Source organism: Pradoshia sp. Z5_111 (genome assembly GCF_058267535.1).
On sequence record NZ_JBZCPQ010000004.1, the window covers coordinates 1 to 25306 of the forward strand.

Sequence of the window (25306 nt, forward strand, 5' to 3'; positions counted from 1 at the left end):
CAAACAATTGCCATAAATTCTTTCGGAAATAAACAATTGCCATTAAAAATGGAATCATATAAATATAGCGCAATGACGCACTCCAAAGCCAGCTACCTCCCGAAAGCTCCATTGACCTGTTTAGTATAAATGTCACCGCAAAGAAAAAAGATGCCAATATGCCTAACAATATAAATTGCACCCACATCAACTCCCTATATTGGAATTCTTTTCAAAATTACTATCTCTTCCTCTTAATTCATCTATTATAAAAGGTATATCAAAGGGAAAGATGTGTTTGTTAAATGTTTGTGGAGTTATTAACCACTTTATAATAAATAGCAAATTATTCCTTTCCTAAAATGTTTATTTATTCAATGTGTAATATACAGAACGAAAAATAAGTTGGAACTTCACATTAATCAGTCAGCTTTTATCGAATACAGCCTGTATCTTTATCACCGGTATCCAAACTGTATACATAATGAATAATGATTACTTTAAGCCCTTTTCCCTCAACTAAAAAACTCCATATGCGTTTTCAATTCTTTATAATAAGAAAGCCGATCTTCTAAATTCCCGGTATGAAACTCAAATTTATGTCCATCAGGATCAGTAAAATAAACAGATTGCTTATCTTTTAGATCTCTTCTTCTTCCCGGAAGAATATTTACGTTTAACTTTTTTAATTGATTTATACATTCATCGAAATCTGCTTTTTCTACGGAAAAAGCTATGTGGGTATATGAATGTTCTATGTCCCTCCGAGGTATGGTTGTTTCTTCATTCAACGCTAACCATAAACCATTTAAATTAAAATATGCGGTTGTTTTTCCTTTAACAAGTAATTTTGCTTCAAACACTTGTTCATAAAATAAAATGGATTGGTCCAGATTGGATACAGAAAATAACAAATGATTAATTCCTTTTATATTCATCCTTTATTCACCCTTTGTTTTTGCTTCATTATACTTGAAAACAGATCAAATTCCCCGGATAAAAGATACTTCCAAAATATTAAACTCATGTTTTCATACTCTCTTCTATACATATAATGGTAAAGTATTATAGAATGATTTATTAGGTGTTTAATTTAAACTAAAGGAGTCAGATGGATTGGTAAATACAGAAGATTTAAAAAATCAATCGCTATTTTCTATATCATGGCCATTATTTATAGAGCTTAGCTTACATATAGCAATGGGGTTACTGGCTACATTGATGCTTGGACATTATTCTGACCTAGCTGCCGCAGGTGTAGGTGTCGCCAACCAATTAATGAGTATTTTTATCTTAGTTTTTAATGTTTCTTCTATTGGTGCAATGATCTTAATTGGACAGAGAATCGGAGCACAGCGTCTTGATAAAGCAAGACAATTATCAAGATCTGCGTTTAGTATAAATGTATGGTTCGGTATTCTTATATCTCTTATTGTCGTTATTTTCGGACCGAGTTTATTAGGTTTATTTGACATTAGCGGAGAGGTTTATGACTATGCCCTTCTATTCATAAGAATTGTAGGATTTTCTTTATTCCTGGAGTCAATTTCACTTGTTCTTAGCGCTATTCTCAGGAGCCACGGGAGAACAAAGGAACCTATGTATGTTTCACTCTTCATGAATATTATCAGTACAATAGGTTATGTCATTAGTATTTATGGAGTATTCAATCTTCCGATAACCGGTGTAACTGGTGTTTCATGGACAATGGTTATTGCTCGAATTTTTGCAGTGGTCGCTTTATTAATGATCGTCGCCAAAGAGCTTGCATTACGATTCCGATTAATTGATTTATTTCATATTAACATTGAAGACATGAAAAATCTGTTTCAAATAGGTATTCCCTCTGCCGGTGAAAATTTATCCTATCATTTTTCACAGCTGTTGGTAACTGCCTTCGTAGCCACCCTTGGTGATGCCTCGTTAGTTGCACGCGTTTATTTAACGAATATTACAATGCTCTGTTATTTATTCAGCGTTGCGATTGGCGAGGGAACACAGCTGTTGGTTGCAAGATATATAGGGGGCGGTCACTTTGATCAGGCTTTAAAAAGAGGATTGAAAACCGTTAAAATTGCTGTATTTGCCTCTACAGCTGTGTCACTGACACTTGCATTAATGGGAAATACATTGATTGAGTTATTTACCTCTGATGCGGCCATCTTAGCGATTGCTTTGCCTGTCCTCTGGGGAATTGCCTTTGTTGAACCTGGCAGAGCTGTCAACATTGTTTTAATGAGCTCATTGAAATCAGCGGGTGATGTTCGTTTCCCGGTCATAATTGGTATATTATCCATGTGGATATTCAATGTAGGCTTCGGCTATTTGTTTGGCATTACATTCGGGCTTGGTTTACTCGGAATTTGGATTGCTCAGGGAATCGACGAATGGTTCCGTGCAATCTTTGCAGTCAAACGCTGGCTCAGCCGTCCATGGGAGAAAAAATTTGCTCATCAAACAAAAAAACAAAATCCTATTCATATATCTTAACTGACAAAAAGCCTCTAAATCCATTGTTGTGGATTAGAGGCTTTTTCAATATTTGAGTCTTCTTATTGAATTCGATCCCAGTGGCGATGCTTAGCTACCGCTTCAATAAACTGCTCAACCGACTTATTAATTGATTCGTCAGAAGCCGAGGTAATAATACCGGCAGCTCCATTAGATGTCCGGATAAAAGGAGCAACCAAATCTGCAGCTTCTTTTGGGGCACCTATTGCTTTAAAGTGATTAAATGCATCCATTATAAACTCATTCACTTTGTTGATCGTTTTTAGAGCATCTACACTATGTTGGCCTGAAGCAAGATAGATAGCATCATATAAAACTGAATCTGCTGTCAAAAACGTCTGATCTACCTTTAACTCAGCTCCATTAGCACTGGTTATTTTTCCTTGGTTCTCAGAAACAATTTCCGCTGTTAAACCGGCTTCCTCAAAGGCTACCAACGCCTGTTTTAAATCAATCCCATCAAATCCATTATGGACAAGTACAGCAACCTTTCTTGTCGCGGCACCCATGGTTGTATTCAGTTGACTGAGTGCAGGTGATGAATCAGTTACTTTTGATTCTTTAACTTCTGTATTTGATGGTACCTCAAGACCTAACCCAATCGCAATTTGTTCAGCCAAATAATGATCCACATTCGCGTACATATTAACAACTTGTTGTTGGATATCCTTACTTAGACATTTACCAAGCTCAAAGCGGAATGCATCGATGATATGTTGTTTTTCTACTGAAGACATACTGTTCCAAAATAACTTAGCTTGGCTGTAATGATCCTTAAAACTTTCACTTCTCTTACGAACTTTAGATCCATCTACCTTTTCCTGATAATGCTCGAAACCGCCTTCTTCAGGAGATGCCGGTGATGGAGAATTATGGGCTAACCCATTTTTATTGTAGCTAACCTGTCCTTTATCGATACGCATTTGATGATATCCGTCACGTTGGTGATTGTGCACGGGTGAAATCGGGCGGTTAATCGGAATTTGTTGAAAGTTAGGTCCCCCCAGTCTTAGCAGCTGTGTATCCGTATAAGAGAACAGACGCCCCTGTAATAATGGATCATTGGTAAAATCAATTCCCGGTACGATATGACCAATATGGAAAGCTGCCTGTTCCGTTTCCGCAAATACATTATCTACATTTTTATTAAGCGTCATTTTACCTATTTTTTGTACAGGTATCAGTTCTTCAGGCCAAACTTTAGTTGGATCCAATATATCGAAATCAAACTTAAATTCATCTTCTTCCTTAATTACCTGAATACCAAACTCATATTCTGGATAATTCCCCATTTCAATCGCTTCATATAAATCTCGGCGGTGAAAATCGGGATCTTTACCTGCGATTTTTTGCGCTTCATCCCAAACAAGAGAATGGACCCCAAGGACTGGTTTCCAATGGAATTTAACAAAATGGGCTTCTCCTTGTTCATTTACAAGTCTAAATGTATGAACACCAAACCCTTCCATCATCCGATAGCTTCGAGGTATACCCCTGTCAGAGTTTGTCCAAAGAACCATATGTGCAGATTCGGTATTATTTACAACAAAATCATAAAAAGTATCGTGGGCTGTTGCTGCTTGAGGCATCTCGTTGTGTGGCTCAGGCTTAAAGGAATGAACTAAATCTGGAAACTTAATTGCATCCTGAATGAAAAATACAGGAATATTATTTCCTACGAGATCAAAATTACCTTCATCCGTATAAAATTTGGTTGCAAACCCACGGGCATCCCTTACAGAATCAGCAGATCCCCTGGAGCCTGCCACAGTGGAAAATCGTACAAATACTGGTGTTTTTTTAGATGGATCCTGCAAAAAACTTGCTTTGGTCAGCTTCGTCATTGGTTCATACACCTGAAAATATCCATGTGCACCAAAACCACGAGCATGGACGATTCGCTCTGGAATTCTCTCATGGTCAAAATGGGTCATTTTTTCCCGAAAATGAAAATCCTCCATGAGAGTCGGTCCACGGTCACCCGCTTTTAAAGAATGTTCATCCTCAGAAACTCGTACACCATGATTGGTTGTTAATTTTTTTTCGCTATTATCTACTCTGAAATCATCCAATTGCTTGTCTTTTTCGTTTTGAATATGGTTATCAGCCATTATCTCTACCCCATCTCTTTGTTCTAATGGTTTCATATATATGTATACCTATGTAAAAATACACATTTTCCATTCTTTCTCAAAAGGTACCACCGATTCATTGTTCTTAAACCTTGATAGAGACAATTAATATAGAAAAGTTAATTAAAGGATAATAGAATGAATTTGCTGGTATAGGCTAACTGGGAAAGCCAAAGCCAGAGAGCATTTCTATTGTAGTTGTTATGGAGTAATAGATTATAAATCACCAACCTACGGATTAATTAACCAAAACAAATAAGAGGAATGTATGCTTCTTCCTCATGCATTCCTCTTATTTTCACTATATATTATCCTATTCTCGTAACCGATAAAGCCGGAAATTCATACGTATCACTTGCACTTACTACACTGGCACTTCGTATTCGCAATATGATAACATCATTTGCCGATAAAGTTCTTTGTATCGTTTTTGATATATTAAATCGCATTGTCAGACCTATAGTTAGTGTCCCAGACATCCCGCTGGTCCCTATACTTAGGTTTTCCTCAGGCCCATTAATAAAGACCGAAATAGATGCTAGCTCGTTAGAAATTAATGCGCCCAATGCTAAATTGACACTAATGCTATAAGTAATTATATATACTCCGGCAACCGTTACTGTGATAGTATCATTAGCCGTGTTGAGAATAGTTAATAAACTGGGACCGCTTTGGTTAAAATCCACTATTGCCCCTGGTGTGAGGGTAATTGTCCCGTTGGGTCGATATAAAGATCCATAGCCTAATGCTGTCCCAGCGGTACCAGTAGCTCCGGTCGCACCCGTCGGACCGGTTGGTCCAATCTCTCCTTGAATCCCTGTTGCTCCGGTTGGTCCCGTTGGTCCCTCTATTTTCATCGGTCCAATCGGACCATTGTAAAATGGCGATGAGACCGCCTGAATAAAGGATTGCATATTTATTAATTCTCTTTGAAACCCTATCGGTGAGATATATTGGTTTCCTCGTTTGCTCTCATCGAACGAGTCATTAGTTATCTTTACCAACCCTTTCGAAAAAAAGAGTTTTAATGTAAATTATGCATAAATTTCCGTTTACATTCCATTTAAAAAAGCTTGCCATTCTTACTGATGGCAAGCCTTAGAATTATTTTTTAATCAGTTCACTAAGCATTAAAGGCAATGATTGTATGGAATTATTCAGCATCTCCAGCTTTCCTTCAATACGGTATAAAAGATAAACGGTTACCACAATAGGAAAACCCACATCTTTAATTAACGGAATTAAATCGTTCATGGAATGCCACCTCCTCGCTCAATCCTTTTAAAAATGGCTAATCCAGCTTATTTGGATTAGCCATCTGTTCATCAATTATACAAATGAATATTCAGTTTTTGCTGTTTCAACTAACTGTGCTTCTTCTTTACTAGCGTAAAAGCCTGTTTTTGTTAAGAATACTTTTGATTCAATAATGGTATCCATTGCCTGTCTAACTGCTTCTTGATCAACTGGCATTTTCGGATTATCAATTGATAGTTTCGCAGTTTTACCTTCTTCTGTCAGAAAATATAGTTCAAGAACATTTTCCATCTGTAGCCCCTCCTTTCTATCCAATATTCCCTTCTACCGATACTAGATTTGCCAAGTATCCAAGCGCCTTACTCCTGCTACATCATGGACTTGAAGTGAGATAATAGCATTCGCACATTTTTTTAATGCTTCACCATCCGCCCCATTATTAATATTGGATAGTGTTCTTTTTTGGGTGATTGGTTCACCTTGTGCATCGACCCCAACAACAAATTCAATTTGCAGCTTTGTTAACTCTAAAAATTGATTTTCCATGTTCTCACCTCCTTTTCATCTCTTATATATAAATAAAGAAGCTAAAAAGGAGCATCTATAAAAATATTATTTCTCATTTCTTCAATAGATAGTCTTTTTGTCTAATGTAGTGTAAGACCGAAGGCAAGATAGCATACATAAAGTGATGCTTTTCTAGGTAGGGTTATTTAGAATCAGTTGTAACAACCGGGATCTTCCTGGCACTTAACTCCCCACTAACCGTTATCACTTCTCATCCGTTTTAGGTGAGAATCTTTGGCTCCAATTTGAACAAAAAAGAGCAAAGGAAAATAATCCATTGCTCTTCTTCTAAAAAGGGATACGATATAGTGAACTTAAGTCGTAAATTGACTTTCATAAAGTCTGTAATAATACCCTTTATTTTGAATAAGCTCTTCGTGGGTTCCATGTTCCACAATCACCCCTTCATCGATCACATATATACAATCAGCATTCTCGATTGTCTTTAAGCGGTGAGCAATTACAAAGGTTGTACGCCCCTTAGTCAAGTTCTTCATTCCATTTTGAATGGCTATTTCTGTGCGTGTATCAATACTTGAAGTGGCTTCATCTAATATTAAAATATCTGAATCTGCTAAAACAGCTCGGGCAATCGAGATTAATTGCCTTTGACCCTGGCTTAAGTTGATGCCACCCGATGTGATGACTGTATTATATTGATTTGGCAAATGTTTAATAAACTGGTGTGCAGCAGCAATCTTGGCAGCTCGAACAACCTCCTCATCAGAGGCATCCAGTTTGCCATAACGGATATTCTCCATTATTGTTCCAGAAAATAAATACGTTTCCTGAAGAACAGTCCCTATCCTTTTTCTTAAATCTTCAACTAAATAATCCTCTATCAATCTGTCATCTATCCATATTTCACCGCTCAATCGATCATAGAATCTTGATAGCAGATTAATAATTGTCGTTTTTCCTGATCCAGTTTTACCTACCAATGCTATGGTTTGTCCGCTTTTAGCTTCTAAGGAAATACCTTTTATAATTTCCTTCTCTTTCTCATAGCCAAATCGAACACCTTTAAATCGGACATTCCCTTTTAAAGAAGTCGCTGGTATAGCTCCCCTTTTATTCTTTAAATCAGGTACTTCATCCATTATCTCAAACACACGCTCAGCTCCTGCTATAGCGGATTGAATCGTATTCATCAAATTGGATAACTGATTGATCGGTCTGAAAAATAATCTTGAGTACGTAACAAAAGCAGCAATTACACCTATTGTTGTCAGCCCATGCACCGACATGATGGCCCCAGTGCCAATAATCAAGCTAAGGCCGAGATTATTGATAAAGTTATTGACAGGGCCGAGAAAACCACCATATGTATCAGCCAGTATAGCCGATTCACGCAAGTCCTCATTGATCTTTTTAAACTCCTTGATGGTCTCCTGCTCTCGTCCAAAAAGAGTGATGACCTCTTTGCCGCTTATTGCTTCTTCTACATACCCATTCAGGTTACCTAAATTTTGCTGCCTCTTGGCATAATTACGGCTGCTCACTTGGATAATCTTTTTAGATGTAAAAATCATAAGGGGTATCACCAGAAATGAGACAATTGCCAACACCCAATTTAATGCAAACATGGCGATTGAGACACCAATGATTGTCAGTAAGGAAGAAAAAATCTGAACTACACTTTGGCTTAATGCATTATTTAAATTATCAATATCGTTGGTTACCCGGCTCATTAAATCACCGGATGAGCGTTTATCAAAAAATCGGAGGCTTAATGTATGCAGAGTTGAAAATAATTCTTCTCTAATTGTCCGAATCGTTTTTAATGAAATATGTATCATCAAGTTTTGCTGGAGCCAGGTAAGAATCGCACCTGCTATATAGATAACGGCTAATAAGAACGTCATTCGAATAGAACCATCTACATCTTTAACAAGTACATATTCATCAATTGTGATTCCAATATAATAAGGACCAAGTAAACTGAATACAGTCGAAAATAGCACGCATATGATGGACGCTAGCAGAGTTAATTTTCGCCTTTTAAGATACGACCATATTCTTAGAACCGTTTCCTTTTGATGTTTTGCCTTGCTTTTAGGCCCAAATGAATGTCTGTGACCCGGTCTCATATTCACTTGTTTTTGCGCTTGTGTTTGCTGGCTCATTAATGGCTCACCCCCTGCCCACTCTGTATAGAGCATAATTCACGATAGAGTTCATTTTTTTGGTAAAGGTCATTATGACTGCCAATTCCAGTTACTTTACCATCCTCAAGAACCAAAATTTGATCCGCATGTTTTAATGATGAAAGCTTTGATGAAATAATAATTTTAGTTGAATCCGGATATTTATTCATCAATACTTTTCGGATACGGCTTTCCGATATCGCATCCACCGCTGAGGTAGAATCATCCAATATAATAATGGATGGCTTCCGGATAAAAGCCCGAGCAATGGATATTCTTTGTCTTTGGCCACCTGACAGGTTAGTTGCCCCCTGAGTGAGTTCATAAGCATAATCCGGGTCTAACTGTTCTACAAATTGTAGGGCTTCAGCATTTTGAAGAGCTTCTGTCATGTCGTCCTTTGTTGCATTTTCATTACCCTGAGTTAAATTCTGACTAATTGAACCAGAGAACAACAATGCTTTCTGCGGTACAAATCCGATGGACTGTCGTAATTCCTGTATATCCATCTCTTTGATATCTATTCCGTTTAATAGGATTTGTCCTTCATCCACGTCATAAAGTCTCGGCAATAATTTGACCAGTGTTGTCTTTCCGCTACCTGTTGCTCCAATGATTCCAAGTGTTTGTCTACTCGGTACACTAAAAGAAACATTAGAAAGAACTCTCTCCCCATTTTTGCTGTAACTAAAGCTCACATTTTTGAATTCCAAAGTACCTTTATCCGGTACAGGAACAAGAGGTTGTTCAGATTGTTTAATGTCTTGCTCTGTATTCAATACATCAACAATTCGCCCAGCAGATGGAAAGGCTCTAGTGATTTGCATGAGAACATTACTGCTTGTCATAAGGGAGTTCAAAATGATAGTTAAATAGTTAATAAATGCGACAATAACTCCCACATTCAAGCTTCCGTTATCAACCTTAATCGCACCCATCCAAATAGCCGCAACTATTCCCATGTTAACGATAAACAATAGTATAGGCATTAAACCCATAATGACTTGGTCCGCACGGATATTGACCGCTGTTAATTTCTTATTAACAATCTGAAATTGTTTCATTTCATGGTTCTGTGTGCCGAACGCTTTAATTACCCGGATTCCGGCAAGGTTTTCCTGTAATTTCGTATTGACACGATCAATTGACTTCTGTACCAATTGAAAAAGATGACCAGCCTTCCATGTAAATAAAACGATTAATATTGTTAACAAAGGTACAACTGCCAGAAGAATTGGAAAAAGTTCTCTGGCAGTGAAAAATACAATAATAATACTGCCAATGAACATAATGGGGCCACGGACAAATATACGTAAGGTCATCATGACAGCCTGCTGTACGGCTGTTATATCATTCGTCATAATGGTAATCAGTTTTCCAGCACCGAATTTATCCGCATTTTCTCCAGAAAAGTAACCAATTTTTTCGAAAACATCTCTGCGGAGGTCAGTTGAAAAATGAATCGCTGAGCGCGTACTGAATATCGTACTGCCCATCCCACCAAACAGCCCTACAATTGCAGAGAACAGCATAAGTACACTCATTGTTACTACATAACGACTATCACTCGAAGCAATCCCTTTATCAATAATATTTTGCATGATTGTCGGCTGAATCAAGTCCATAGTTACTTCCACAATCATACATAAGGGTCCAAGCAATACAATTAACTTGTATGACTTTAAATATTTGATCAATGCTAAAAATGAATTCATAAAAATACCCACCTTCGCTTATGCTGTCAAACAATCGATTTCATTTATTTAAGCTAATAGATAGAAATAGTTACAGGATTTTTTCCAGACCTATTCATTTTCAGGCTTTTATATCTCACCATTACACGCTCTACTCAACCTAAAGTTTAAATTTTTCTTTCAGATTGTTGAATAGGATTTTCTTTTGGCTAGCTATTTCTTTTAAAATTAACCATAAATAAACACCCCAAAAGTCAGATCGAAATCCAACATTTGGGGTGTGAAAAAACTCAGAGAACCATAAAACGTTTGAATCAATCCACATGTACTCTTAAACATATGAGTTCTCTTAGTTGTGGAATACCTGAATGCCTTTTCACTTTCCCTGTCATAGAAACCAAAAAGGAATAAAGGCGCAGTAGACTCAATAGGTCATTATTTCTTTTTCATTCCTTTATTAATTTTCTTTTTTCTGACCCGGATCGTTCTCATTTTTTTAAGGCGGAACTTAGGTGTCTTACCTTTAATGTATCGGGCAACGATAAAGATAATATAAATAGCAATGGCAACATAGAAAAATTCAGGAACACTTTTAAATCCTGACTTTGCAATAAGATAAAACATATATAATAGGAATAAAGTTATAATGACCGTATAATAATTTAATTTTACCTTTTTGAAGCTTGGGATTTTAATGGTACTGACCATCAAGATTGCCAAACTAAAGAATATAATGACAAATATGCTGACATGGATCCAGTTTTCAAATAGTACTAAAAAGGCAACAAGTCCCCCTGCAAATGTAATTGGGATTCCTTTAAAATGCTTTAATGATTCCTCAGTAGGTGTAATATTAAATCTTGCTAGTCGATAACATCCAAAAAGCGGGAACAAACCGGCAATCAAAAGACCATATTGTTCAAAATCGTATAAATATGTATAAGATGCCAAAAAGGCAGGTGCGACCCCAAATGATACAATATCAGCCAACGAATCAAGCTGTTTTCCCATATCATCGGCTACCCTTAAAATTCTTGCCATTCTCCCATCCAGCGCATCAAGCATCAATGCAATAAAAATGAGAATAGTCGCATTTCGCACATCCCCGCTGATAATATAAGAAATGGATAGATAACCACAGTAAAGGTTTCCTAAGGTCAATAGATTTGGTATATGTTTCTTCATTCTTCACATCCTCAATTTTGTTCGTACTTCATTTGAAGTTAATTGTTATTATAAGGGCTATTATATCTTAAACTATTAATTAAATTTTATCAAAAGTATCCATATAATGTAATCAAAATAATCTCATTTTAACAATAAGTTCATTTATCAATGGAATAACATCACTATGTATATGGAATAAAATCTTATTCTTTATCGATTCGTTTTATAATGCGGGCTGGATTACCGCCAACAACTACATTATCAGGAATACCTTTCGTTACAATAGCTCCTGAGGCTACTACTACATTGTTTCCAATTGTCACCCCTGGATTAATAACCGCTCGGCCGCCAATCCAGACATTGTCACCGATTGTGACCGGCTTTCCATATTCTTTTCCTGAATTTCGTTCATCTGGGTTGAGCGGGTGTGTGGCAGTATAAATATGAACACCAGGTGCAAGCATACAATTTTGACCAATTCGAACTTCGCATGTATCTAAGATAACACAATCAAAATTAGCATAAAAGTTTTCACCAACATGAATATTGTACCCATAATCGCACCGAAAAGTCGGTTCAATATAGTAATTTTTTGCGGTTGAACCAAGTAACTTTTTTAATAAAGCGGTCCGTTCTGCATAATCAGTTTCCATCGTCTGATTATATAGTCTCATAAGCTTCCTGGCACGGAGACGGTCATTGACAAGTTCATCATCTAGTGGCCTATATAATTCTCCATTAATCATTTTCTGTTTCTCAGTTGCCATCGTTCAACCGCCCCCTATGAAAACTTCCTTTTAAATCTTCCTCAATTTCACCGAAGAAATAGAATGATCTGAGTCCTTCTTAAGAATAATGTTCGCTCTCGTTTTAGTTGGAGCAATATTTAAATCCAAGTTGATTTTATTAATGGTATTCCAAATATTTGTTGCAATTTCGTCTGCTTCTTCATCCGTCAAATCGGCATAACGATGGAAATAAGACTCCGGATTGGCGAAAGCGGTTTTACGAAGCGTTTTAAAACGTTCAACATACCAATTATAAATATTATTTTCAGTGGCATCGACATAGATGGAGATGTCGAAGAAGTCTGATACGTAAACACTTGGAAAATGATCATCCTGTTTAGGAGTTTGCAGAACATTAATTCCTTCCACGATGACGATATCCGGTTGTTGGATGACGGTATATTGGTTAGGCATTATATCATAATATAGATGCGAATATATAGGTGCCTTCACTTTTGGATGGCCAGCTTTAATTCTAGATAAAACCTTGATTAATTCCTTCGTATTATAACTCTCAGGAAAGCCCTTTTTGTCCATTATTCCTCGTTCCTCCAGCACAGCATTAGGATAGAGGAATCCATCGGTTGTGATAATTTCTACCTGTGGAGTATTTGGCCATCGGGATAAAAGAGCCTGAATAATACGGGCTGTTGTACTTTTCCCTACAGCTACACTTCCTGCTACACCGATTACATATGGCACTTTTCTTGTGGTATTCCCAAAGAAAGTGTCCGTGACCGTGTGCAGCATTTGTGATGAGTTCACATATAAATTTAATAAACGGGTTAACGGCAAATAAATCGTCGTAATTTCCTCAACAGAAAGTTTTTCATTAACACCCTGTAGTTCTTCTATTTCCGTTTGAGTCAATGTCATTGGCGTATTAAATCGCAAGTTAGCCCAGTCTTTTTTTGAAAAATATCTGTATGGCGAAAAATTTGGCATGGTATCTCCCTTTTATCTCTTTCTCAATCAACAGTATAAACTTTGCCAAACGGTTTTTCCACTGCAACAATTATTTTTCCTAAATTTCAACATTTGACCCAATTCCAAGTTAAATGGTATGATTTACATAAATTGACGAAAACTAGAGGGAGATTTTCCTAATGACAAACATACATATCATTCATGAAAATGATGACTGGACCAATCATTTAATTAATAGATTGGAAGAATTAAACCTTCCATATAAAAACTGGCATTTAGCTGAAGGCTTAGTCGATTTGACAGATACTCCGCCAGAAGGTATTTTTTACAACCGTATGAGTGCGTCTTCCCATACACGCGGCCACCGTTATGCACCTGAACTTGCTAGTGGAGTAATCAACTGGCTCGAACGTCATAACCGAAAAGTATTTAATGGCTCAAAAGCTTTAGGAATGGAAATCAGCAAAATTAATCAATACACTGCTCTTCAGGCTGCGGGTATCAAAACTCCTGCCACGATTGCTGCTGTCGGTCGGGAGAATATCATAACTGCCGCTAAAAGGCTTGGAATGACTCCTTTTATCACTAAACATAACAGGGCTGGAAAAGGTCTTGGCGTGCAGCTGTTTCAATCTATAGAGGCCCTGGAGGAGTACGTAAACAGCCCTCTTTTTGAAGAGCCGGTAGATGGGATCACACTTATACAGCAATATATCCTCTCCCCTGATTCTTCAATAACACGCTGTGAATTTATTGGAGGAAAATTTCTCTATGCTGTTCGTGTTGATACATCAAAAGGTTTTGAATTATGTCCTGCCGATGCCTGCCAAATAGATGATTTATTCTGCCCAGTTGGAGAACAAGAGGAAATATCGCCACAATTTAAAATTATTAAGGATTTTAATGATCCTATTATTTCAAAATACGAAGAATTCCTTACCTCATCAAGTATTGACATTGCCGGAATTGAGTTTATCCGTGATCAGGATGGAACGATTTACACATATGATATCAATACAAATACAAACTATAATTCCGATGCCGAAGCTGAGGCCGGCCTATACGGAATGCTGGAGCTCGCAAAATTTTTGGGATCTGAATTAAATAAAGTAAATAGGTCTTAACCTATCACAAATATAGGTAAATCCTTTATACACTATAAAGAAACTGCCCCTCCTAATTCTTGCATTTAAAGGGGCAGTTTCTTTATGGCTGCTTGACTATATCCTTATCAATACCCATCACTAATTTCTTAGTTATGCAGCTATAGAGACCAGATGCGCTATGATTTTATAACGAGTAGGTTTTAAGTAACACGGAGGTTTAAAGCTGAAAATTGAAGATTTATTTTTATTTCATTTACTGGATCTTTAGAGAAAGGCTAATCATTCCATAGAGATTACCTAGTACAGGTCCATGGAATTTGTTAATTCCCAGAACACCCCTTATAATAATTTGATAATGCGCTGAGAAGGAGACTAAATCATGATTGAATTTTACAGCTGGCCCCTATTAAAAAATTATTTAATAACAGAATACGATTTTCAGGAGCACGGACTTGAAGAAGCATTCAGTACATTCGAAAGAAAGGTAATTTTAAAGCATGGATTAACAACCAGTGCTCAGCCCGCGACTTTTCCCTTTAATTGGTTAACAGAGGATGGAGTAGATGTGACACTTAACTTTGCCTTTATCTTTGATGATGAAGAAGAAGAAAAAAAGTATGCGATTGTTATGTATTGATACATATACGTGAGGATTACGCCCAGATAATTATTTAAAATACTCTGGATGTAATCCTTCATTAATTACAGAATATTGATACTTAACATTCTTCTTTCCGAACACTCACCAGATTAACAAATTCCCTTACTGCCAGTAGAATTATTCTCATCAATCTTTTTCAACCTTTTTAGCCACTTCACAATGGATCCATCCTCAAAGAAGCTTAGCAGAGCTCCCTCGCTGAATCGCTCTGCTCTAATGGCACCCATAATGAGCGCAAGGATACATTGGGCATCTAGAGAAGCTTCATCCGCATCACGCATTGCTTCCTGTCTCCATTTAAGACCATTCTTCTCCAAAATATCACTGTAACTGGTCAAATCGTATTCCGGATGGGATTCAGAAAAGTGATAGAATTCCTTAACAAATAAATTTATAAGCTTTTTATACCTGACAAATGGCATTTGAATTGTTGTTTCACCATTCTCACAATCTTTAAACCATTCACCAAAGGAGTCCGCATCACAAATTTTAGGTATATATTTTGTTAGTACTTTGAACTTACCAGGGAGATTTTCATTCTTATTAAAATGACACCAGTTATCGTAAATAGACAGCAGTTCATCATCCAAATAGGTTAATGCCTTTTCCTTCAGGGTTTCAGGTACTCCGTAATACGCTTCTGCTATAGCGCCGGTGATGGCTGCCAAAGTATCACTGTCTCCACCAATCGAAATGGCATTACGAATCGCATCTTCAAAGGAGGTTGATTCTAAAAAAGCAACAATTGCCTGCGGAACAGTCTCCTGGCATATCACATTAAACACGTATGTTTCTCTGATTTCATCAATCGAGAAATCTAACTGATAGTAATTACTACTAATCCTATTTTTAATTTCACTTTTGGTAAATCCCCGTCTTGCCATAAATATGGCTACAGCGGTAGCCTCAGCGCCCTTTATTCCCTCTTCATGATTATGGGTTGTCCTAGTAACAATATTAGATAAATCCTTTGCTTCATTCTCGGTTCTTGCTAAAAAACCTACAGGACTTATTCGCATCGCTGCCCCGTTTCCAAAACTGTTATAAGGTTCGGGATTATCACTGAAGACCCATTTCGCAAACATCCCACCAAACCCACAATTCGGATATTTACGCCCCAATTCTTGCATATATATAATCGACATACTCTCAAGCAGTGTCTCGTACTCACCGTCATAATCCCTTGCAGTGATAGAAGAGTGAATAGACCCTTCTGTCTCCATAAAAGCTTTAGCAATCGCAAGAGTCATAATGCTGTCGTCCGTTACTCGGCACTCTTCGGTAAACAACTCAAATTCCTTGCTACGATGATTATTAAATTCAAAACGAGATCCAACAACATCACCTGTAATCGCACCAATCATAAATAATCCCTCTCTCTCATTACTCAACTCACTATTTCAAGGCTTAAAAAACGAAAGGAAATTTAGACAGACAACTGTAACAACCTTTAAGTCATTAGCATTACCTTAGTAATAAAAAATCAAATTTCTAATGTTCCAGCTTCTCTTTTTGAGGTTTCATTGTTCACGAAAACAAATATAGTTCGCAAAAGAGCTATTCAAATTTTTAAATATATCTACACTTCAGTAACCACTCACAGTATAAAATTAATTATATATACGTCTCCACCATTATTTTAATATAACATCAAGTGGTTCATATACCTATAAATCAAAAATCAGATTTTTAATTTTACTTTTTCACACGGCATATAAAAAACCCTAATCTCCGCTCAGAGATTAGGGTACTTTCATTCGAATTAAAACTGTTTCAATCTGTGTCATTCACTCAACCTAGAGTATACTATATGTGTGTACACATGATCCTGTTGGTTTTAATGACATATGCTCGCTATTTTTTATTCGTCTTCAACTAATCTTTAGACTAGCGTCTAAGTACGCATTATAGCGCCATTAGGCTTTGGTATATCTTGTTCCATGATCTGATTCATTTTACAAAAATGATTAAAGAATTGCTGCGCAAGTTCTCGTTCATTCGGGTCACTTTTCAACGAAATGATAGCAAGTAAAATTTGAGCCATCCATAAATTATCGAAATAACGGTATTTACCTGTATTCCATGTCATTTTTTCTGGATTTTTCTCATTCACATAATATTCCCAGAAAGCCAACTGATCTGATTCCTCTTCTGTAAGTTGGATTCTGTATTTTGAATGAGCAGGAATAATTCCATCTTCACACATCTTTCCGACAAAATTTTCATGCACCATATAGACACCTAAGATACGTCTGTCTTTTTCAGACATATTGGGATCGACTGCAGTTAACAGGACAGCGCTATTTTGATGTAAACGGACTGGCTTGTTCGGATTTCCTTTGTTTTTACCGCTTTTTATTACACCCGAAAAAACCTTCCACTCTGAAAGAGAACTATTCTGTTCTTCTGTGTCACACCAAAAAACCATTTGTGATTCAGGATGTAGCTTATGATGCTTCATAAGTTTTTCGTGTTCTACGCGAAGTTCCTGTTTTTTTCGTTGTAGTTTTTTTTCTTCTTCCTTTTTCCATTCTTCCTCTTTTAGTTCGTCTTCCTTTTTTTGTATAATTTCTTCGAGTGACTTAGCATCACTTTTATCATGTAGTTTTAGATGCTCTCCAAAAACATCAGGGTAAACAAACATTTTATTTTCCGATTCGAAATTTATTTCAATTTTAGACTCATTATGCCCAACTATACTACCCGTTCCAAAACGTTTGTGTGTAACTTTCTTATTGATTAGATTCATTATTAAAGTCCTCCTTGTATATAAAAACTCGTTTACTAATAAAGTGAAACTTTGCTCGGTGAAGGTTTTCTTTCATCCCCTCCCGAGCATTCGTTGAACCAATCGGGTTCTTACCGACGCTTATCTCCGCCTCCGCCTTAACCGTGATTGCTTCTGCTTACGTTTGAAGGCGGAGTCTTAGCACCAGTTTGAACAGGATAAATAGTTTATTGAAAATTTTATTCAACTAACTTACTTTAAAGCTTAAAAACATCTGAATTTTCCTTCGTTTTATAAAAGTATATAAAAAAAACGTATGCAAATTCTATCTGTAAAGAAAAGTCCAGCGGAATTTGAAATACGATAAAAAATAACTGTAAAACTATTATACCATTTTTTTGATATTTTTACAAATTAATTATTGACAAAACATTTTGTGTTGATGTAAAATGAAATTTTATTCCACGCACTTACGTATAATGACCATAAATTTAAGGTGTATAAAAAGGCGCAAAACTCTAAGGAAATCCGCTTAAATCACCACGGATTACCTGTGATAAACATGGGTGAATATGATATACAACAAGTTGATTCCTTTCCTGGAAAATTAACCGATGAATGAATCCGTGCCACGAACCATATATGTGAACATTACATAAAAAAGACCCTGATTTTCACAAAGATTATATGAACGAAATTAGGGTTTTGATTAAAATCTAGATGTTATAACTTCTCAATGGATTAAATGATATTGAGACTCATTAATCAAAGATTATTTACTAAAACAATTGTGACAAACCATTAATGAGTGAATAACCTCCCATTATCGCCATACCAATAACGATAACTACACCAAAAACAGTAAGCCATAAAGGCTGTTTATAGTCTCCTACTATTTTCTCCTTATAGGCTGCTATTAGCATAACACCAAGAGCCACAGGAAGAATCAAACCATTTAGTGCCCCCACCAGCACGAGAATCTGTACAGGCTGGCCAATTGTCGCGAACACTGCCGTTGAAATAACGATAAAAGCTATGACAAACCATTTTTGATAACGATCAACAAAACTACTAAAGGTTTTGATAAAGGAAACAGATGTATATGCTGCACCAATAACAGAAGTAATGGCAGCAGCCCACATTATGACCCCAAACATTTTATATCCCACATTCCCTGCTGCTTGCTTAAAGACAGAGGCTGCCGGATTACCGGCATCCAAAACAAAACCCTGTGAAACCACTCCCAATACTGCTAAAAACAAAAATATTCGCATGATGGATGCAATGCCAATGGCACTAACCGCACTCTTAGTAACTTGAGGTAAATTATGTTTTCCCGTAAGCCCGGCATCAATTAATCTGTGCCCGCCCGCAAAAGTTATATAACCACCGACCGTTCCTCCAACCAATGTGACAATCGCCAGCAGATTAATCTCATCAGGCCACACTGTATGTACAAGAGCTTTAGCATAGGGAGGGTTAGCTGTGAACATTACATAAACAGTAAGAAAAATCATAATAAAGCCCATAATTTGTACAAACCGATCCATTACTTTACCAGCTTCACGAACTAAGAATATTCCTACAGCAACTAATCCACTTAAAAGCGCACCCCATTTTGCATCGACCCCAGTGATTACATTGATACCGAGTCCTGCCCCCGCAATATTCCCAATATTAAATGCTAATCCTCCTAATACAATTAAAGCAGCTAAAAAATAACCTAATCCCGGTAGTAATTCATTCGCTATATCCTGCGCCCTCTTTTCTGATACAGCTATAATTCTCCAAATATTTACCTGTGCCCCAATATCTATAATAATGGATATCAAAATAACAAAGCCCATACTCGCCAATAGCTGTTCAGTAAATACAGACGTTTGTGTTAAAAATCCTGGGCCGATCGCTGATGTGGCCATTAAAAAGGCAGCCCCTACTAAAATACTCAAATGCGATTCTTTCTTTTTCATACAACTCCCCCATCCTGCTTTAGATCATTAGTTAGAATATCAACCAGCTGTATTCAAATGTCTTCCAAAGAGATTAATATATCAATTCATTTATGAAACAATCTATTTTTTGAATTTCGATACCTTCTCTTTTTAATGTTTCTGAGATTTGCTTTGCAAATTCCAGCGCGTTTTCTCCATCTCCGTGAATACAGACTGTATCTGCTTTTATCTCTATCTCCTCACCCTTAACGGAAGTAACCCTCTGCTCTTTCACCATACGAACAACTTGATGGATGGCATTTGCTGAATCCTTAATTAATGCATTTGCATCCGTTCTTGAGGTTAATGTTCCATCCGCCTGATATGTGCGGTCTGAAAAAACCTCACTGGCAGCACGTAAACCAATACGTTTGGCTGCCTTCACCAATTCTCCACCGGATAATCCAAATAAAATCAATTCAGGATCCACATCATATACTGCTTCTGAAATCGCTTCGGACAGAGCAATATCCTTTGCCGCCATATTAAATAAAGCTCCATGCGGTTTTACATGCTGCAGCTTTCCTCCCTCTGCCTTTGTAAACGCATATAATGCACCGATTTGATAGATTACCAGATCATAGGCTTCTTCAGGACTAACCCTCATTTCCCTGCGTCCAAAACCTATTAAATCCTGGAACCCCGGATGTGCTCCTATTCCAACTCCTTTCAAAAGCGCTAACCGTACTGTTTTCTTCATTGTTGATGGATCGCCTGCATGAAAACCACAGGCGATATTAGCTGAAGATACATAATTTAGTATCTCTTCATCTCGCCCCAATCGATAATGTCCAAAGCTTTCTCCCATATCGCAATTAATGTCAATCTTATACATATTGTTTCCCCTTATTAAATTTCATCCCAATTCCCCTTTTTAAAATTTTTAGTTGTTTTTCTTGATTAAGATAAAGCTGCTGTGCCTCATCCAATGTGACAAATTCAAATTGCAAAGAATCACCTGGTTTGGCCTGGGCAACAACTGGCAAATCAACCGAAATAACTTCTGCTATTTTTGGATAACCGCCGATCGTCTGACTATCAGCCATCAATATAATTGGTTTCCCATTTGCAGGAACCTGTATCGTTCCGAAAGTGACCGCTTCTGAAACAATCTCTTTCCGCTTAAAAAGTTCAAGCGAGACTCCATCAAGACGATAACCCATTCTATCTGACTGAGAAGAAATTTTATACGATTGCTTAGTAAAGGCATCTATACTCCTTTTTGTAAATTCTTCAAAATGTCTGCCCTTTAAAACCCTTACCTTTTTAAGGCCTTCTGGCTCTATATGCAACAGGTCCGAAGCAAACCAATTCGTGCTCATTACATCCCTCTCTTGTTTAAAAGGAACAACCTCTAAGTGATCGCCTTTTTGCAGAGGTCTCCCTTTGAATCCTCCTATTTGTGCACGTAGATAGGTGGAATAGCTCCCCATCACCTTTGGAATCTTTATACCGCCGCGTATTGCTAAATAAGCACGGCAACCTGTCTTAGGCTGGCCGAATGTCAGAACATCCCCTTTTTGAATATGAATAGGACTTGCCATTTGCATTGGCCTGCCATTTAAAGAAGGGGATAAGTTTCCTCCACACAAAGAAATGATCGTGTTCTCTAAAAATCGTATAGTTGGACCAGAGAGGGTCATTTCAATTGTCGGTTCATTTTCATGATTCTGGACCAATAGATTTGCCATTCTATGAGATAATGGATCCATTGCTCCGCCTGTGATAATCCCATATTTTTTAAACCCGTACCTTCCTAAATCCTGAATGGAGGTTAACAAACCCGATTTTTCAATGATCAACATTTCCATTCCCCTCCAGACTGAGATACTCCTCATAGCTAATTGGTTTAAATTGAACCCGGTCCCCAGCTTTCAATAGAGTGGGTGATGAATCAGTTGGATTAAATAATTTTAGTGGAGTTCTGCCTATCAACTGCCAACCTCCAGGTGTTTCAATTGGATAAATTCCTGTTTGCTCACCAGCAATCCCTACCGTTCCCGGGGGAATATTTTGTCTTGGAGATTTTCTTCTTGGTGCTGAGATTTCCTTAGACATCCCTCCTATATAAGGGAATCCAGGTGCAAATCCAAGCATGTATATAAGATAATCACCATTTGAATGAATCTCAATAACTTCCTGTTCAGTTAAATGATTATATTCAGCCACATATACTAGATCCGGACCCAAATCTCCGCCATAGCAAATTGGAATTTCCACTCTTCTTTGTTCACCTTTAATTGATGGTCGAGAACGGTCTAGCAATCTTTTTATCTCACGAGTGATTATTTCATAGGGAAGCTGACTTTCCTGAAATTCTCGATTAACATATTCAGGAGAATAAAATAAGGTAAGTGTTGTATATGCGGGAACCAACTCAATCAGCCACTCAGGTTTCTCACTTTCTAATAGATTGCTTATCTGTCGCACCGAATTATAGGTTACTTCATCTATCTCTTTGCCAAATTCAATTAAAATTGCTCGATCTCCAAGTGGATGTAACGAATAATTCATCTAGCATCCCTCCTTCTATATCATTCAAGAGAAATATGTAATGTTTTGTAGAAATAAGACCAATCTCCAGATATTCCATTATTATACTTTAATTATTTAAATTATTGAAATATTTTAAATAATAAATGTCCGTAGGAGGAGATTCTATCTCTTATTACAATGACTGATTTGTTAATTCTTATGGAGAATACTAATGCTCCCTGAAATAAAGGAAAAAGCAAAAAAAACAGAGTACTATTCTCTCTGTCTTCAGTCTTAAAATTAATAAGATTATGATATTGTTAATTGTCCTTTAATCGAAAGAACTACTGCCATTGATTTATTTTGTGTTTAAGTCTTCTATGTACTAATCAATTAGTTTTAAATTAAATCATTCGTCCCTTTCTTATATCCCGCATTATTTTCCTATTGTCTGCATAATCAATCGTTTTATCTCAATTCATCTTCTATCCAGTATTCAGCGCAATTCTTGCTGCGATTCATAAATCCATACACGATAAGCTCTCTTCGAATTGTTGCAAAATCACCGTAAATTGTTTTCAACACTTCGTTAATTTCTATTTCTGAATATATTCTCCCCTGTTCAAAACGTTCACTTATATTTTGTAAAATGATCAGCTTTCTTTTCTCCTTACTCGGAAACGTTTCTAATTGACCCTCCAACCCTTCTTTAAAATAGGCTGACAAGACCTTTTTCTTTTCCTCTTCTGTTGTTACATAGCGTATATTCACCATGTTCCCCCTTTAAATACTCCCCATCCTTTTTTCTATATATTAATAAGGACAAATAGCTGATTATATTTTGCGGGTTTCAAGTACTTGTGGTGTATCCTTCTTCTAACTTTTAGATGAATCACTCACCTACTTAATTTCTTTTAATTTACTAATAATGCTATCTGCAATAACTTGCCATGTATCATGATCTGCCGTAAATTTATTTACAAATTCTTTGAACATCTCAAGTTGCTTTTCTTTAAAATCAGGGGCATCTGCACTTGGTAACTGTGCTTTCAACTCATCAAAGCTTTGTTGAATTTTAGCAGCGCGTGGTCCCCAAACGGCTAATTCATTTCCTTTTTCATCGATGAAAATAAAAATCGGAATCGATCGGGCTGTTCCATTGGTTAAATACTGATCCATTAACTCTAAATTGCTGTCACGCAGGATAAAACGAACGTCGATATTTGTTGCTTCTGCAATACGCAGTAAGATCGGGATATTTACCATTGCATCCCCGCACCAATCTTCCGTCAACACAATAACCTTAATCCCAGTGGTCGGTATAGTTAAAAGCGCCTCTTTATTTTCCTCAGAAAGATGGAAGGATTCATACACCTTTTGAAGATTTTCTTTATGCGTTTTCATACCATCGATATACTGTTCCGTTGTTAAACCTTTTTCAAACCATTGTTGTAATTCCACCCTAAAACCCTCCAGTTATCATTATAAAAACTAATCAACCAATACATTTCTCTATCTTAAGAAAGTTGCCAAGGATAAAAAATTCTACCAATCTTTTATTTCATCATAAAATGAATTCCAATAATATTTTTTCTATTTCTTAATTTTAAATATTTTATTTGGGTTCATAAGATTGTCTGGATCTAGTACCCGTTTAATCTTTTCCATCACCAGCAGTGCTTCTCCATGTTCTTTCTCTTGGTATTTCTGTTTCCCTATGCCGACCCCATGTTCTCCTGTGCAAGTTCCTCCTCGTTCAAGTGCATACATTACAATCAATTCATTATATTGATCTGCTCTTTTTAATTCATCAGGATCATTCATATCTATCATTAAAAGAACATGAAAATTGCCATCACCGACGTGCCCAACAACACCGCCTGTAAGCATTAACAAATCAAGTGATTCTCTTGCATGAGCAATAGCACCAGCTAACTCGGAAAGCGGTAAACACACATCGGTTATCATGAGTTTTTTTCCTGGATGTCCATGAATATAGGAGTAAGCTAGATTATGGCGAGCTTCCCATAGCTGATTTCGAGCTGCATTATCGGTCTCAAATACAATATCTTCACAATTGTGAACCTCTACTATCTCTTTCATAAATTCAACATCTTGCTTTAAGCCAGCCTCATTACCCTCAAACTCTAAAAATAAAGTAGGTTGTTCCTTATAGACTGTTTTATTATGCAAGTTTACTTGTTTCATAGAAGGTTCATCTACAAGCTCAACTCTCGCAATTGGAATACCCGCTTGTAAAATACTCAAGACTGCTTCGACAGCATCATTAACAGTCTTGAATGAAGCCCGTGCTGCCATAATATTTTCAGGAATACCGTAGACTCTTAATGTCAATTCAGTAAAACATCCAAGTGTACCTTCCGATCCTACAAATAAACCATTTAAATGATAGCCAGAAGAAGACTTTTCTGCTAAATTACCTGTATGAATCAGCGTGCCATCCGCAAGAACAACCTCTAAATCCCGAACTTGGTCACGCATAATTCCATATTTAACAGATGTTGTTCCACTGGCATTTGTAGCCGCCATCCCACCAAGTGTTGCATCTGCCCCCGGATCTACGGAAAAAAATAATCCGTATTTTTTCAACTCTTTATTCAATTGAGAACGCGTCACCCCTGGATGAACTTTCACAAGAAAGTCCTTCTCCCTGACTTCCAATATTTTATCCATAAGAGAAAAATCAATCATGATTCCATGGTCATAAGGAATAACATGCCCTTCCAAGCTTGTTCCCCTTCCAAATGGCACAATCGGTACTTTATATTGATTCGCTATAGTCATTATCTTTCTCACTTCTTCTGTGTTTGTCGGAAACACTACTATATCAGGCAGACTGGCACGATGATACGATTCATCTATGCTGTGTTGTTCTAAAATAGTTAGATTGGTTGTTACTCGGCTTTCTTGAATAATATTTCGTAGAGCAATCAACAATTCTTCAGTGGTATTAATCAATTTATTCGCCCCTTATTCTTATTTTTCCGTGATATTTGTTAATGGTATATTGGTCTTTTCAATTATTAAAATATTTTCTACCAACTCCAACCTCTACCATTATATCAAATATTTAGAAAATATCAGCGATTCACATTCACTTATATTGGTTCTAAATTAAGCTTTAGGGGGTAAAAAAGCAGATCATACAGCTCCGA

At 36.9% G+C, this 25306-nt stretch carries 24 protein-coding genes; 3 read left to right on the forward strand and 21 right to left on the reverse strand.

All coding sequences use genetic code 11. The features are described 5' to 3' along the window. Positions 1 to 181, reverse strand: a 181-nt coding sequence (locus AC4D4A_RS09525) for a multidrug resistance efflux transporter family protein (RefSeq protein WP_490995686.1), incomplete at its 3' end; no start/stop codon positions are given. Between the two features lie 313 nt (positions 182 to 494). Next, the gene (gene fosB / locus AC4D4A_RS09530; protein ID WP_490995687.1) at positions 495 to 917 is read right to left on the reverse strand and encodes a metallothiol transferase FosB; all 423 of its coding nucleotides are present in this window, start codon (positions 915 to 917) and stop codon (positions 495 to 497) included. A 178-nt stretch (positions 918 to 1095) separates the two neighbouring features. Between fosB and AC4D4A_RS09535 the strand changes: the two genes are divergently transcribed. Further along, a complete protein-coding gene (locus AC4D4A_RS09535; RefSeq protein WP_490995688.1) occupies positions 1096 to 2469 on the forward strand; it encodes an MATE family efflux transporter in 1374 nt (457 codons plus the stop codon). A gap of 62 nt (positions 2470 to 2531) precedes the next feature. On the opposite strand, the gene AC4D4A_RS09540 is transcribed toward AC4D4A_RS09535, so the two are convergent. The 10 genes from AC4D4A_RS09540 to coaA all read right to left on the reverse strand — a co-directional run bounded on the left by AC4D4A_RS09540 (position 2532) and on the right by coaA (position 13187). Continuing rightward, on the reverse strand, positions 2532 to 4601 hold the full coding sequence (locus tag AC4D4A_RS09540) for a catalase (RefSeq protein ID WP_490996016.1): 2070 nt from the start codon (positions 4599 to 4601) through the stop codon (positions 2532 to 2534). 329 nt (positions 4602 to 4930) lie between these two features. Then, positions 4931 to 5536, reverse strand: coding sequence for a hypothetical protein (locus tag AC4D4A_RS09545; protein WP_490995689.1), 606 nt, complete (start codon positions 5534 to 5536; stop codon positions 4931 to 4933). Between the two features lie 190 nt (positions 5537 to 5726). Beyond that, positions 5727 to 5876: a YvrJ family protein gene (locus AC4D4A_RS09550; RefSeq protein ID WP_066099896.1), complete on the reverse strand. Its 150-nt coding sequence runs from the start codon at positions 5874 to 5876 to the stop codon at positions 5727 to 5729. Positions 5877 to 5951: 75 nt separating this feature from the next. Then, a complete protein-coding gene (locus tag AC4D4A_RS09555; RefSeq protein ID WP_490995690.1) occupies positions 5952 to 6170 on the reverse strand; it encodes a DUF2922 domain-containing protein in 219 nt (72 codons plus the stop codon). Positions 6171 to 6212: 42 nt separating this feature from the next. Beyond that, positions 6213 to 6425 (reverse strand): DUF1659 domain-containing protein, encoded by a 213-nt coding sequence (locus AC4D4A_RS09560; RefSeq protein ID WP_490995691.1) that lies wholly within the window; start codon positions 6423 to 6425, stop codon positions 6213 to 6215. Positions 6426 to 6760: 335 nt separating this feature from the next. Continuing rightward, positions 6761 to 8536, reverse strand: coding sequence for an ABC transporter ATP-binding protein (locus AC4D4A_RS09565; RefSeq protein WP_490996017.1), 1776 nt, complete (start codon positions 8534 to 8536; stop codon positions 6761 to 6763). 35 nt (positions 8537 to 8571) lie between these two features. Continuing rightward, positions 8572 to 10308 (reverse strand): ABC transporter ATP-binding protein, encoded by a 1737-nt coding sequence (locus AC4D4A_RS09570; RefSeq protein WP_490995692.1) that lies wholly within the window; start codon positions 10306 to 10308, stop codon positions 8572 to 8574. 414 nt (positions 10309 to 10722) lie between these two features. Beyond that, a complete protein-coding gene (pssA, locus tag AC4D4A_RS09575; RefSeq protein WP_490995693.1) occupies positions 10723 to 11472 on the reverse strand; it encodes a CDP-diacylglycerol--serine O-phosphatidyltransferase in 750 nt (249 codons plus the stop codon). Between the two features lie 185 nt (positions 11473 to 11657). Continuing rightward, complete coding sequence (maa, locus tag AC4D4A_RS09580) at positions 11658 to 12221, reverse strand: maltose O-acetyltransferase (protein WP_490995694.1); 564 nt, start codon at positions 12219 to 12221, stop codon at positions 11658 to 11660. A gap of 30 nt (positions 12222 to 12251) precedes the next feature. Continuing rightward, a complete protein-coding gene (gene coaA, locus AC4D4A_RS09585; RefSeq protein ID WP_490995695.1) occupies positions 12252 to 13187 on the reverse strand; it encodes a type I pantothenate kinase in 936 nt (311 codons plus the stop codon). A gap of 161 nt (positions 13188 to 13348) precedes the next feature. Between coaA and AC4D4A_RS09590 the strand changes: the two genes are divergently transcribed. Next, the gene (locus AC4D4A_RS09590) at positions 13349 to 14293 is read left to right on the forward strand and encodes an ATP-grasp domain-containing protein (protein ID WP_490995696.1); all 945 of its coding nucleotides are present in this window, start codon (positions 13349 to 13351) and stop codon (positions 14291 to 14293) included. A 361-nt stretch (positions 14294 to 14654) separates the two neighbouring features. After that, complete coding sequence (locus tag AC4D4A_RS09595) at positions 14655 to 14912, forward strand: hypothetical protein (RefSeq protein ID WP_490995697.1); 258 nt, start codon at positions 14655 to 14657, stop codon at positions 14910 to 14912. A 113-nt stretch (positions 14913 to 15025) separates the two neighbouring features. Here the strand turns inward: AC4D4A_RS09595 and AC4D4A_RS09600 are convergent, their stop codons facing one another. The 9 genes from AC4D4A_RS09600 to AC4D4A_RS09640 all read right to left on the reverse strand — a co-directional run bounded on the left by AC4D4A_RS09600 (position 15026) and on the right by AC4D4A_RS09640 (position 25109). Beyond that, entirely contained in the window at positions 15026 to 16300 is a 1275-nt protein-coding gene (locus AC4D4A_RS09600; protein WP_490995698.1) for an ADP-ribosylglycohydrolase family protein, read from the reverse strand. A gap of 530 nt (positions 16301 to 16830) precedes the next feature. After that, positions 16831 to 17685, reverse strand: a complete 855-nt coding sequence (locus AC4D4A_RS09605) for a malate synthase (protein WP_490995699.1) — start codon at positions 17683 to 17685, stop codon at positions 16831 to 16833. A 758-nt stretch (positions 17686 to 18443) separates the two neighbouring features. After that, positions 18444 to 19634, reverse strand: coding sequence for an NRAMP family divalent metal transporter (locus tag AC4D4A_RS09610; protein WP_490995700.1), 1191 nt, complete (start codon positions 19632 to 19634; stop codon positions 18444 to 18446). A 73-nt stretch (positions 19635 to 19707) separates the two neighbouring features. Continuing rightward, positions 19708 to 20490 (reverse strand): LamB/YcsF family protein, encoded by a 783-nt coding sequence (locus tag AC4D4A_RS09615; RefSeq protein ID WP_490995701.1) that lies wholly within the window; start codon positions 20488 to 20490, stop codon positions 19708 to 19710. Further along, a complete protein-coding gene (locus tag AC4D4A_RS09620; protein WP_490995702.1) occupies positions 20483 to 21460 on the reverse strand; it encodes a 5-oxoprolinase subunit C family protein in 978 nt (325 codons plus the stop codon). Before AC4D4A_RS09620 ends, AC4D4A_RS09615 begins: the two co-directional genes overlap by 8 nt. Beyond that, positions 21447 to 22169 carry a 5-oxoprolinase subunit PxpB gene (gene pxpB, locus AC4D4A_RS09625; RefSeq protein ID WP_490995703.1) on the reverse strand — a complete coding sequence of 241 codons (723 nt, stop codon included), beginning with the start codon at positions 22167 to 22169 and terminating at the stop codon, positions 21447 to 21449. The genes AC4D4A_RS09620 and pxpB overlap by 14 nt, the downstream gene beginning before the upstream one ends. A 429-nt stretch (positions 22170 to 22598) precedes the next feature. Continuing rightward, complete coding sequence (locus AC4D4A_RS09630; protein WP_490995704.1) at positions 22599 to 22901, reverse strand: DUF2087 domain-containing protein; 303 nt, start codon at positions 22899 to 22901, stop codon at positions 22599 to 22601. Between the two features lie 129 nt (positions 22902 to 23030). After that, positions 23031 to 23591 carry a thioredoxin family protein gene (locus AC4D4A_RS09635; protein ID WP_490995705.1) on the reverse strand — a complete coding sequence of 187 codons (561 nt, stop codon included), beginning with the start codon at positions 23589 to 23591 and terminating at the stop codon, positions 23031 to 23033. Between the two features lie 132 nt (positions 23592 to 23723). After that, entirely contained in the window at positions 23724 to 25109 is a 1386-nt protein-coding gene (locus AC4D4A_RS09640) for an FAD-binding oxidoreductase (RefSeq protein ID WP_490995706.1), read from the reverse strand. Positions 25110 to 25306 lie beyond the last annotated feature (197 nt).